The sequence below is a fragment of the Allorhizobium undicola ORS 992 = ATCC 700741 genome, from assembly GCF_000621665.1.
Lineage (GTDB): Bacteria > Pseudomonadota > Alphaproteobacteria > Rhizobiales > Rhizobiaceae > Allorhizobium > Allorhizobium undicola.
The window spans coordinates 64,416-76,439 of sequence record NZ_KK211328.1 but is presented as its reverse complement, the minus strand read 5'-3'; the positions used below and the strand labels follow the sequence as shown (position 1 = coordinate 76,439).

General features: G+C 55.0%; 15 protein-coding genes. All 15 read left to right on the top strand.

Features of this window, described 5'->3' with window-relative positions; translation table 11 throughout:
* Nucleotides 1–287, top strand: a 287-nt coding sequence (locus tag T424_RS0119795) for a transposase (RefSeq protein WP_027489246.1), incomplete at its 5' end; no start/stop codon positions are given.
* 212 nt (nucleotides 288–499) lie between these two features.
* The gene (locus T424_RS0119785; protein WP_027489244.1) at nucleotides 500–940 is read left to right on the top strand and encodes a hypothetical protein; all 441 of its coding nucleotides are present in this window, start codon (nucleotides 500–502) and stop codon (nucleotides 938–940) included.
* The gene (locus T424_RS0119780) at nucleotides 937–1,299 is read left to right on the top strand and encodes a hypothetical protein (RefSeq protein WP_027489243.1); all 363 of its coding nucleotides are present in this window, start codon (nucleotides 937–939) and stop codon (nucleotides 1,297–1,299) included. Before T424_RS0119785 ends, T424_RS0119780 begins: the two co-directional genes overlap by 4 nt.
* Nucleotides 1,300–1,581: 282 nt before the next feature.
* Entirely contained in the window at nucleotides 1,582–2,064 is a 483-nt protein-coding gene (locus T424_RS0119775; protein WP_161712634.1) for a terminase small subunit, read from the top strand.
* 5 nt (nucleotides 2,065–2,069) lie between these two features.
* Nucleotides 2,070–4,187, top strand: coding sequence for a terminase gpA endonuclease subunit (locus T424_RS0119770; RefSeq protein ID WP_027489241.1), 2,118 nt, complete (start codon nucleotides 2,070–2,072; stop codon nucleotides 4,185–4,187).
* 15 nt (nucleotides 4,188–4,202) lie between these two features.
* Entirely contained in the window at nucleotides 4,203–4,457 is a 255-nt protein-coding gene (locus T424_RS0119765) for a hypothetical protein (protein ID WP_027489240.1), read from the top strand.
* Nucleotides 4,457–6,097 (top strand): phage portal protein, encoded by a 1,641-nt coding sequence (locus tag T424_RS0119760; protein WP_084268599.1) that lies wholly within the window; start codon nucleotides 4,457–4,459, stop codon nucleotides 6,095–6,097. The genes T424_RS0119765 and T424_RS0119760 overlap by 1 nt, the downstream gene beginning before the upstream one ends.
* Nucleotides 6,098–6,185: 88 nt before the next feature.
* Nucleotides 6,186–7,250, top strand: a complete 1,065-nt coding sequence (locus T424_RS0119755; RefSeq protein ID WP_027489238.1) for an HK97 family phage prohead protease — start codon at nucleotides 6,186–6,188, stop codon at nucleotides 7,248–7,250.
* 60 nt (nucleotides 7,251–7,310) lie between these two features.
* The gene (locus T424_RS0119750; protein ID WP_027489237.1) at nucleotides 7,311–7,682 is read left to right on the top strand and encodes a head decoration protein; all 372 of its coding nucleotides are present in this window, start codon (nucleotides 7,311–7,313) and stop codon (nucleotides 7,680–7,682) included.
* A 66-nt stretch (nucleotides 7,683–7,748) separates the two neighbouring features.
* The gene (locus T424_RS0119745) at nucleotides 7,749–8,777 is read left to right on the top strand and encodes a major capsid protein (protein ID WP_027489236.1); all 1,029 of its coding nucleotides are present in this window, start codon (nucleotides 7,749–7,751) and stop codon (nucleotides 8,775–8,777) included.
* 73 nt (nucleotides 8,778–8,850) lie between these two features.
* Nucleotides 8,851–9,237, top strand: a complete 387-nt coding sequence (locus tag T424_RS0119740; protein WP_027489235.1) for a hypothetical protein — start codon at nucleotides 8,851–8,853, stop codon at nucleotides 9,235–9,237.
* A 2-nt stretch (nucleotides 9,238–9,239) separates the two neighbouring features.
* Nucleotides 9,240–10,106 (top strand): glycine-rich domain-containing protein, encoded by an 867-nt coding sequence (locus T424_RS0119735; RefSeq protein ID WP_027489234.1) that lies wholly within the window; start codon nucleotides 9,240–9,242, stop codon nucleotides 10,104–10,106.
* A 264-nt stretch (nucleotides 10,107–10,370) separates the two neighbouring features.
* Entirely contained in the window at nucleotides 10,371–10,733 is a 363-nt protein-coding gene (locus T424_RS0119725; protein WP_027489232.1) for a hypothetical protein, read from the top strand.
* Entirely contained in the window at nucleotides 10,730–11,200 is a 471-nt protein-coding gene (locus T424_RS0119720; RefSeq protein ID WP_027489231.1) for a hypothetical protein, read from the top strand. The genes T424_RS0119725 and T424_RS0119720 overlap by 4 nt, the downstream gene beginning before the upstream one ends.
* A 10-nt stretch (nucleotides 11,201–11,210) precedes the next feature.
* On the top strand, nucleotides 11,211–12,008 hold the full coding sequence (locus tag T424_RS0119715; protein ID WP_027489230.1) for a hypothetical protein: 798 nt from the start codon (nucleotides 11,211–11,213) through the stop codon (nucleotides 12,006–12,008).
* Nucleotides 12,009–12,024: the final 16 nt, after the last annotated feature.

Here is a 12,024-nt window from a genome sequence, read left to right as displayed (position 1 = left end):
CCGATGATGCGCATGCCATTCTCATCATGGATCAGGCGGGCTGGCACATGTCCAATAATCTCGTCATCCCCGGCAACATCTCGATCCTGCCCCTGCCGCCGAAGTCGCCGGAACTGAACCCGGTGGAAAACCTCTGGCTCTTCATGCGCGAGAACTGGCTGTCGAACCGCATCTTCAAGTCATACGACGATATCGTCGCACACTGCTGTGACGCCTGGCGCAAGCTCGAAAGCCAGCCCTGGCGCATCATGTCCATCGGGCGTAGAGAATGGGCCAATGGGTTCTAATCAGTGAGGATGCGTATAACGGTCCAGATCACAATATTTTACAATTCACACGGCCAGGAAGTTATCGAAGGTTCGTGGCTCCAGGCTATCGAAAATGACTGCTTTGTATGCACGTCTTTCGATCAACAGACTGGGCAAAAGAAGGCACAGGTCGTTGTTCCTCTTTCATCGATCAAGAAGGTCAAGATCGAGCTGCTGCCTGAGGTGGCGGCATGACCGACTTCCGACAGATTTTACTCAATGCCGTCGAACAGGCTGACCTCACGGAAGCCATCAGGATCGGCCAGCGCCATGACTACCGGTCTTATCAGGTAACCCTGATAGATGATGCGCCGCCTCTCGATCCAGTCGTCAAAGCCCGGCTTGAAAAGGCCTGGGACCAGTGGACGTCTACATGCACGACCGAGGAAGATGAGAACGACACGCTTGACGACATCAATCAGGTGATCGAGACGGTTCGTGCCGAGAAACTCAACAGGACGGAGCGTGGCCGTGAAACGTTCCTGTGGCACCAGACTATGCTCCAGACGGAATTCGATGCTGTCATCGAGGACATCGTCAATAAAGGCGCACAGCCATGGAGAGAACTGGAGCCGACCGAGGACGACTACGGCATGATAGTCGTGGATCGCGGAACGCAGGTGGTGGTATGACCCTCGTCGCACTCCTTGACCATTACGAGCTTATGACGCGCCTCGTGCAGCAGATGATCGAGCGCGGTGAAATCAAAGAGCCAGAATTCGTCGTTCTTTGTGCCCGAAAGCAGGCTGCGCGGTTCGAGGTCGAAAGGCTTTTTGGTGATATCGAGAAGACCACGATACCGATCCAACCGAAAGAAACTGCGCCATCAGGACCACATGCTATGCTACCGAGTCAGGTTGAAGTTCATGAGGGATCGTGGGCATGGGTGATCGGGACCAACGGTAAGAGGGCCGGATGGATCGACACTCATCAGATTTTATCCTGTCAACTCTACCGTGACCAATTAGTTGACGCCTCGGCCGATCTTTGAAGCCGACGGGGCCCCTGGCCATATTGGCACCATGCGGTGGATTGGAGGCCTCATCCTCTCGCTCGGTATGACATTTTCAAAACAGGGTGTGCAGCAACACCCTGTTAGCACATGCCAACATTGAATCTTGCAGCCACTCGAAACCTAATAAATTCAAAGGTTTTCGAGCGCGAGACAATGGCGAGACAGAAAAAAACTTCCGAGGACGTGCACAATCCGCCCGAAAATTCCGTTGAAGATTGTGCACCCCCGTCAAATTCGCGGCACGTGAACGCGTCCAAGTTGGCCGATCTTCTGGGATATCACCGCAACACTGTCATGGGCTGGCCCAAGGCTGGTTGCCCTGTTGTCCAGGAGGCTGATGTGGCTGCGAACATCGCCTGGGTTTTCGATGTCGCCGATGTCGTTCGGTGGCTCAGGAACAAAGATGTTAAGGAAGCGGTCGGAAAATACGCGACTGAAGACGGCGAAACACCTGAGGGAATTTCGAAGGCAAAGAAGGCAAAATGGGCGGCTATCGATCAGGAGATCGAGACCAAGAAAAACCTTCGGACGATAATCCCGGTAAAGTACGTCCTCGACCAGATATCTAAGGACTACGCCGATGTTCGAGCGGTAGTCGCCAAGATACCAGACATCATTGCCGCAAACGTCGAAGCCAGCTTGGCTGCTCACGTTCGGGAGATCGCTGACAAGCAGGTCCGCAACGCGATGAAATCACTCCAGGTTAAAGTGGTCGATGATCCTCTCGAATATGAGAGGTAAGGCATATGCGGCTGCCTACCGAGCGGAAATCTGAAGAACAGATCATCGAGGAAATGACGCCCGACCTAGTGGCCGAGGTGATCCGTGACTTTGACCAGATGAGGATTGCGCTGCGCAATGAGGTCCTCAAGATACCTGATTGGCAGCCTCCGAAAGCGTGGGTGCGAGAGAACATCAATCTTAATGGAAAGCTCTCACAGCGAGAGGGCTGGCTCGAATATACAGGCTATCAGTCTGCTTTGGCCGACTACTTCATGGACGAGCGTTGCAAACAGCTCACCATCCTGAAAGGTACTCGTATCGGCTGGTCGCTCTTCATCGCATCGATTTCGATGTACATCGCCGGATATCTGAAAAAGACGGTGACGATTTCCCAGCCGACCGAGGGCGATGCATTGGCCTTCTTCAAGGAAGTGATCGACCCGATGATCGATTGCTGCGATGTCCTGAAGACCCAGCGCATCCCTGGATCGTGGGACCTTATCCAGTTCCGAGATGGCGGCTGCATCCGTCTGATAGGCGCGACATCCGACGACAATTTTCGTCGTTTCGACAGCCCGTTCAACTTCATGGACGAGTATTCGGCCGCCGGATATGAGCCGAGCAAAGGCAGCCAAGGCGATAAGAAATCCCTTTTTGCCGAGCGCGGTGGTGCACATTGGCACACGATGATCGGCGTTGGTTCTTCACCTCTGTCGAAGGATAACTGCAGGACCTATGCCGAATATCTCAAGTCAGATCGCCGCTATCCATATGTGACATGCCCTCGCTGCCAACGGCAACAGGTCATGGAATGGGGGGACAAAGATAGCGCGTTCGGCTTCAATTGGACCTGTGACGAGACCACCGGCTTCGTGAAGGATGCATGGTATCAGTGCGTCGGCGGATGTCGGATCACGGATACCGACAAGATCGCGCTCGACCGGACCCTGGAATACATCCCGACGTCGGTTTCAACGACACCCGGGCATTATGGCATGCACATACCGCAATGGCTCTCATTTGCCGGTCAGGCCAGCTACAAGGCGATCTGCCAGCGTTGGCTGAATAGCCAGGGCGATCCCGAGAAGCTGAAAACTTTTACGAACAACGTTCTCGCCTCTGTTTGGGATGAATACACGACATCTGCTATGGATGCGAAGGCCGTCAGCTCGATGCTGCGCCCATACCCTGCTGAAGTTCCGGACGATGTCGTGGTGCTGACGGCAGGCGGCGACACGCAGGACAACAAAGAAGGTGGTGCTCTCGGTACCCTGGCTTCACGAGAGCTGACCGTCGTCGGCTGGAACGCTCTTGGTCAGTTCCGCATCATTGGTCACTGGAAGGTCCTTGGTGAACCTGGAGACCCGTCTGCGGATGCAGAGCTACGGGCATTGCTTGATCGACCATACCATAAGCGTGACGGCTCTCCCTGGTACATTCAGGCCTCGGCACATGACTTCGGTGGTAAAGGATATGCCGACGAGGTCCGCGCTTTTACCAACAGTTTCCCGATCCGACGAAACGTTTGGGCTATCAAAGGCAACTCGCATCGTAAGGATTTCATTTGGCCGAAGAGAAAGTCGAAGCAGAACGCGAACGGCAACGTCTTCTACACGATTGACTCTCACCTGGCCCGAGATGCCATCTTTAAACTCTTGCAGCTGCAGGGAGATAAGCAATCTCTAATCCCGCTTTCACTCGGTTCAGGCTATCTCGACCGACTGATGTGCGAAGAGCGATATCGTAAAGATGGAAAATGGCACTGGCGAAAGAAACAGGGTCATCGCTCCGAAGAAGAGTGGATGTGCCTGGCTTACGCTGCGCTAAAAGGCCTGATGCTTAATCGCAACTGGAAAAACTTGAATCTTGCAGCCGGAGATCGTGACGTACCTGAACTGATCTTTGATCCAGAGACCGGAGAGATCGGATACGAAGGCATCGACAAGTCCGCCATGGCCCTGCTGAAACAGCAGCTCGCCGAACAGGACTTGCGAGAAGTTCAGATATCCATCCCAGGCTCGGCCAAAGAACAAAAAGTGAACAATGCACCAGCGCAGCCAATGGTGGCCGCACCAGCTGGAGGGCAGCAACAGAGGAAGAAGCGCAAGCGGCGTACAGGCGGAATTCACGCTTATGCCTAGCGCCAGGAGGTGTGAATGAATGAAGTCGAAATGTTCTCTCTTTGGGAACTGCCTGAGATTACTGAGGCCATTGTGTTTCTCGAACGAAACCTAGCTCAGGGTATCAACTCGGTTTCAAACCCTGCCCAGGGTAGTATTTCCTACACTTCACGATCTGAAGCTGAAAAGACGCTGATCGCTCTATATCGACAATATCGCAAAAAGACAGGCATGCCGTCTAAAGCCGGTAAACCTCGTATTTTTGCGATGCGTAAGGCGGGAGAATACTGATGTCTCCAAGCAAGCGCACAACACTTTCGTTAAAGTCGTCGACCGCCGTCTCCGCTCCTCAGCCTGCAGCACCAGTTGCCAAACCAGATACCGTTGTACGTTCCAAGGTCCGTCACAGGACGGCAAAGCGTGGTGGTATCAGAGGAATGATCAACTCGGTCTGGTCAGCATTGTCAGGTGGAAAGACCTTCTACCAATCCGCCACATCATCGCAAAAGTTCAAGACCCCAACCGATCCAGGTCCGAACGGTGCTAACGACGAACATCCAACACTCCGTGCCCGGTCCAGATATGCGAAGGCTAACTTCGGCTGGTATCGTCAAGCGATGCGTCAGCTGGCCAACAATGTCGTGGGCTATGGCATAACGCCCATCATCAAATATCCTGACCTAGCCAAGCTTCACAAGCTCTGGGCGTCAGAAGCCGATGCTCGCGGAAAGCATGACCTCGCGGGTCTGCAGTGGCATATCATGGAAACTGTGGCAACGGATGGTGAAGTCCTGGTCCAGTTCCGTGATCGCTTAGACGGCGACATGTTCAGCGGCGTGCCACTCCAGCTTCAGCTGATGACGGCTGACTATCTTCCTATCGGCTATACCCAACAGTCTCCATCCGGAAACTGGATCGTGGATGGCATTGAGCGCAATGCCATTGACCGCGTCGTGAATTACTGGCTCTACGACCGCAATCCGCTCGACTGGCGCGGTACATTCGCCAGCACTCCAAAACCAGTTCGTGCAGCTAACATCTGTCATGTGTACTGGCCTGAGACGATCCAGTCAGAACGCGGTGCTCCGTGGGGCGCAGCGATCCTGAATGCCATGGAAATGCTGCGCGACTATCAGCAGTCGGAAGTGGAGAAGAAGGCGCTGCAGTCGAAGTTCACGGTTGTCTATTCAAAGCCTGAAAGCGCTGATCTGACCAATGCAGGATATGACGGTGATGAAGGTGACGATGCTGAGATTAACTTCGCTGCACTTCCGGCAGGGGCAGCGGTTGAAGCTCCGGAAGGCTACAAGCCCGAGCTTGTCGATATGCCTGCCACGGACGGCAACTACGAAGTCTTCAACCGGTTTGCCCTGTCTGAAATCGCTGTCGCCATCGGCCTGTGCGTTGAGCAGATCACCCTGGATTTTTCCAAGGTCAATGATCGCGTCTATAGAGCAATGATGCTTGAAGTTGCCCGCTTCATCCAGTCGATCCAGTGGCACATGATGGTCGCCCAGTTCCTGTTACCAACCTACAAGCGGTTCGTTTCAGCAGCTATCATGGCGAAAAAGTGGACACCACCGGAAGGTGCACGTCCAGAGGATTACATGATGGTCGAGTTCATGCCACCGGCGAAGGGTCACATTCACCCCATCCAGGAAGTCCAGGCGTTCATGATGGCGGTCCAGGCTGGCTTCACCTCTCGCTCGAAAGTGGCGGCCGAATTCGGCTACGATATCGAAGAGATCGACATGGAAAATGCTGCAGACAGTCAGAGGGCTCAGGTCGCTGGTCTGGCTTATTCTCCATACGACGGTTGGCGTGACCAACCTTTGACGCCGGAGATGGCTGAAATCAGGAAGATGCAGCAACAAGCCGTTATGGATGCGATCCAGAAAATGGCCGAACAGGACATGGATATCGCCGCTTAATTTTCGGCAATATCTTTTTTCGGCCGCGCCATCGAATCTTGCACGCGACTATGGCCAGACTGATCCCAGAAACATTATTGGGATCACCATGGCGTCGAAAAGCCTAAAGCTCCGGTCGTCTGAAGAGAGGCAGTTCCGCACGTTCGCGGGCAAGCCGTCTTCTGTTGACGTCGACGCGGGCACATTCGAGATCATCGTGACGACCGAACATCCAGTCTACACCTGGGTGCCTGATCCGAACGGCATTCCTGACTCGGACGGGTGGATGCCTTGCGTCGAAATGCTCGAAGTCTTGCCCGCCGCGACCATGGACTATAGCCGCGTCGACCGCATGCCGCTCCTCGATAATCACAGGAACACGTCGATAGACGACATCCTGGGCAAGATTGAGAACGTATGGGCCGAGGGCACATCGGTTATCGCCAAGGCAAGTTTCACCCCTGAACGCAAGTATCTGCTGCCCTCCATCGAGGCCGGTTACTACGGCCAGGTGAGCGCCGGATATAACGTTCACGAGTACGAATACATCCAAGAGCCAGGCATGCCGATGATTGCCAGAGCCACGTCTTGGACGCTGCACGAGGCCAGTCTCGTCACAGTCGGTGCCGATCCGAATGCATCGGTCCGCTCGAAATTCAAAGTCGATCAGCCAGGCAAGAGGTCGGCCGATCCATCACAATCCAAGGAGACCAGAATGGAACTTGAAGAACTCGTGAAGGCTGCTGAAGACGCCATCACTGCCGCTGACACTGCCATTGCAGCTGTTGTAACCGCCGCAGACGAAAGTGCCTCTGAAGAGGTTATCGAACGCGCCAAGGCTATCCGTGCCCGCGCTGAGGAAGCCGTCGCTGATGCTGAAAAGGATAAGGAACCGGAAGCCGGTGCCAAGGCCGATGAGCCGTCCGAAGAGGACAAGAAGGAAGCTGCCGAGATGGAACGCATGCGTGGCATCGCCCAAGGCATGGGCTTCGCCGAAACCTTCGAGAGGCTGCGCGCCATTGGTTCGAAATCCGACAAGGTCCGTGCCGCCATCGAAGCTGAAATCATCCGCAACGGTGTCGTCGGTACCCGGTCGCAGGGTCAGTCTCAGGCTGACGACGCACAGCCACGCAAGAGATCAGACGCGGCTCCGGTCGCGATCAGAATGTACTAACGCACCCAGAACAAGAACACGGTTTCCTGGCTGCCAGGAACGAAAATTGGAGATCTGAACATGGTTTACACCGCACCGAAACTGGCAGGAAATTTCGTCCTCTTCGAGGTCCACGAGATTATGAGCCGCGATGAATACACGCTGAAGCAGGATGCAGCCGAGTACAAGGTCGGCACTCTGGTGATCAGTGAATACGCCACTGGCGCAAAGACCGGCAAATATGTTCGCGCGACGCAGACGCTTGTCGATGCCGAGGACGATGCCGATTACGCAGTTGTCTTCGATACGGTCGACGCCGCCGCAGGCGACACGAAGGGCGCTGTCTTCCGCCAGTTCGGCGCGATCAAGGGAGCCAACCTGGTTCTCGACGCCTCGCTCACTGTCGCGGAAGCCAAGGCACTACTCGCCAAGCAAAACATCAAGGTCCTCTAACCGTCAGCAGTCAGGTAATCCGCACGTTCACAATTAGAACAAAACGGGAACAAACAGGAGAATGAAATGAAGATTTTGAACATCAAAAACCCGTATGATCGCGTGGAGCTGACAACCGCAGTCAACCATGCCGAATACGTTCCACACGAGCTGGAAGTTTGGCTTCCTTGGAATGTCGAAGGTGTCACCACGCGTTCGGTGTTCGTTGAAGTGTCCAAGGACGGCTCGCTGTCGATCCTCGACGAAGCCAACCCGCTTTCCGGCCGCAAGAACGTCCTGTCGGAAGACGAGCGTGACGGCTTCATCGTCCGCATCCCATACTACCCCCAGTATGAGCACCTGATCGCTGAAGCGACGCAGGGTGTCCGTGCATTCGGATCGGCAGACGACGCGATGGCATACCTCGTTGCCTTGACCAAAAAGGTTGAGACGATGAAGAAAAGGAATGCACTGACACGCGAGTTCGTACGTTCTGGCGCGCTTCAGGGCGTTATTTACAAGCGCGACGGCAGTATTTCGCAGAACCTTCTGCAGCTTTCAGGCTCCACGAAGAGCACTCACTCGTTCGATCTTTCGGATGCGACGACTGACGTTATCGCTGAAATCCAGGAAGCGGTTGAGAAGGTCGAAGACAAGCTCGGCGCATACCAGGGCCTCGCAACCAGCTACAAGCTGATCGCGGGCAAGAACATCCACAAGAAGCTGTCACGTCACGCTTCGACCCGTGAAGCGTTTGCTCTCTGGTCTTCGACCGGCGCTGCTAGCAACCTGGGTTCTGCTCTCCGCGACGATCTCCGCAAGGGCTTCCCGATCACCACGGGTGTTGATCTCGTCAGCTACTCGAAGGGTAAGATCGGCAACACTTGGTTCCTGGACCCAGACAAGGCTCTGCTCTGCCCGGTCATCGAAGGTCTGTATCAGACCCGTTACGCACCTGGCACCGGCAAGGACGTCGTCAACACCATCGGTATTCCTGAATACTCCAAAATCGAGACCCTCGGTTTCGACAAGGGCGACGAGATTGAGATGGAAATGGCAGTCGTTTCCTACCTGGAGCGCCCAGAAGCCATCGTTGAAATCACGTCTGACGAGTAATCGCCAGACCTGTCCAGCCAGCCGATGTTCTCCCTCATCGGCTGGCACCTCTTTTCCTTACAGGTGATCCATCATGTCCGACAAAGACACAGGCTTCGTAAGTCTCGCAACATCCGGTTCTCCGAACTTCGACGCCGTGCAGTCGGCTCCGTTCGACAGCAAGCGCCTGTTCGTGATCGAACTGAACTCTGGTGACAGTCCTGCAACGCACATCATGAGTAACCGCACCGAATGGATAGGCGTGACCGTCATGTTCGGCACCGACGAAAGTATGCCTTTCGTCACCATGATACGCGGTGATGAAGGCACCGCAAAGCGCCTGTACGAGCGAGACTATGGGTTCTCGATGGTCAAGACATTCGAGCAGGTCGGCGAAGAGATCGTTGCCTCGAACCCGCGTAATCTGACGTTTACGGCTCCGGCTACCGGTTCCGTCTACATCGAAATTCAGGAGGCCTGAATATGGTGGCCCTCCCTTATCCTTCGCCTCGCAGATCGGCAGGTGGCGGCGCATCCAGAGTGCCGATATCTGCTCGTATACTGCATTATGATGCGGACGGCCTTGATCATCTAAAAATCACAACCTCGCTGTCGACGACGACTGCTGATCTGATTGCACAAATCTTAGCACCAGAGCCTGCCCTCGATCCAAGACAGGTCGAGATAGACATCATGGTAATTGGCGGTGGCGGGCAAGGCGCGGTAGGCGAGACAGCCTATGGTGGTCTGCCGGGATGCGTATGCCGCCGGAAACAGTGGCTCAGTGAGCTTGCCAAAGCCGGTGACGTCTACATCGATATCGGCGCTGGTGGTGATGACCCAAGCTCAGCATCTTGGGTAGCGGGCAACGTCAGCTCTTTCAGAGTCAATTTCGTTGATGGTAGCAGCTTTTATGTCGACGCCGTCGGTGGAGCTGGCGGCACGCTCGATGCTCATCAGCATCAACAAAATTACCGTCAGATGGTCGGGTACGGCGCTACCTACGCTGATCCTTCTGCGGATTTGGACGGCATATCAAACCCGTTCGGCCCCGGCGGTGGGGGCAACATTGCGGACTCGACCGCAGGCATGGGCGGCTGGGCGTCGAGAGCCGATGCTAACTATTCGCTGCCAGGCGCGAATACGCCTGGCGGATACGCGCAGGACGCATTTGCGAACTGGTTTTTGCAGTTCGGCGGTGGTGGCGCTGGTGCCATCGAAACTAGTGAGACACCTCCACGCGGTGGATTACCAGGCGGGGGTGGCGGTGCTGCTGTCCCTGGCGTAACGCCGGGGCCTGGAGCGAACGGCGAAGTCCGCATCCAGACAACAGTGTGGGAGACCTTTTGATGTCTAACATGTCCAATCGTTATTTAAAAATCGACTCAATCAACCGGTACGTGACATCGATAACTATCGGTCAGGCTCCAAGGCCAGGCTTTGAGTACGTCGCTCAAGGTGCTGAGATAGCGCATGTCGGTGTAGGTTGGTCATATGTCGACGGCCAGTTTTCTGACACACGTGCAGCTTACCGCGACCATCTTGCGAACATAGCGAACATACGAGACTTCAGAAGCCAGAGCTTTTTAGCTTCATTGCCGGAGACCTAACCCCATGGTTTCCAGGCTTTTCGTTCACGCTTCTAAGGCAATTCACCGGACTTTTCGCGAGACCGGTGGAGCCCTTTGGCTGCGCGAAGGGCAGACGGAGCCAAATCAGATTGATTGCACCTTTGTTGAAAAACCTCGGGTCGTGGATGTTGACGGGTTCATAACCACTTCCGCCGACCCTCAGGCAACGTTTCTACTTTCCGATATCGCCGCCATTGATCCGGTTCGTGCGGCGCAGGAAGATACGGTCTTTCTCAACGACCGCCGCGACAAGCTCACCATTAACGGCGTGATCTACGCCATCGAATCTTGCACGCACGATGGTTACGGTTGGGTCACGACAACACTCCGAAGGACGACAGCTTGAGCGACGTACACATCATCACGCAAATCAGACGCGCTTTTAAGCAGCTGCTGAGCGATGCTGCCGGTGAAGAGCACGTCCACAATTTATCGCGATTGGCGACCGGTGGCTTTCAGTCCAACCAATACCCGCTCGTGATTTTGGCGGTGACCGATACGCTGCAGTCTGATCAGGAACACGGTATTGACCGGGTAGAGATTGCCGTCGACATCAAAATCTCAGAGCGCACCAGCATCGCGAATCCAGAAGAAAGTATCGATGCCATGCGCCTCAGGCTTCAGAAAGCTCTGGCAGATCGCGGCGATCTCGGGTTCGGCAAATACTACAACTGGCGTGTCGGTTCTCTTTCGGCACCCGACTTCGAGCCAATGAGTGACCACCCGGATTCAATTGCAATCTCTGCGGTCATGCCCGTCTCGTTCACCCTGTCGGTGCCAACGGCCGATTACAGCAGAAACCTAAATTCTTGAGGAGAACAAAATGGCAACATTGCCTGTAATTCCATTAACTACCGGCCAGCGCATCATGGGCGGCATTGCACTTTTCCAGCCACATGGCTCTGACAAGGTTATCAAGATTGGCCCTGTTGGTGTTGTCGACTTCGCGCCTACGTTGACCGAGGTGGAGTCTCGCTCGGATGAGACTGGCACGTCCCAGCTGATCGGATCGTGGATCACCCAGCAGGATGCGGTGATCACCATCTCCGATATCCAGATGTGGACCCCGACTACCTACGACGCGATGTTCCTCTCGAAGCGCATCCTGGCTACTCAGACGGCGCTCGCCTCTGGCACAGTTATAGTCGAGGACGTAGCCGTCGGCGACGTCCTCGAACTTCCAGGCATCAATCCGTCGATCACCTCGGTGACCGACGGCGCTGCGACGCCGGTTGAATATGATGAAGATGCCGACGGGTTCGGCGAAGGTCATTACATCTACCAGTCCAAACGCAAGCTCCTGGAGTTTATTGCAAAACCTGCCGGTGCCGGTGCCGACGCTGAGATCACTTACTCGCTTCCCGCGATAACCGAAGCTGACAAGGTCGTCCGTCTTGAAATCATGAAGACCGGCGGCGTTCGCGGCAAGTTCACCTTGCTTGGCATTGTGGACGGTGGCCTGCCAGGTAAAGCTGTCGACTACGTGTTCGCGGATGTGGAGTTCCGTCCGAACGGCAACATCACGCTGAAGGGCGTCGACGCCCTGAACGTCGCGAGCTTGACTGGCAAGGTCTATAACACGGCTGGCCAGGGATACGGCTTCATCCGTCCACTCGACTAATCAAAATCAACATTCA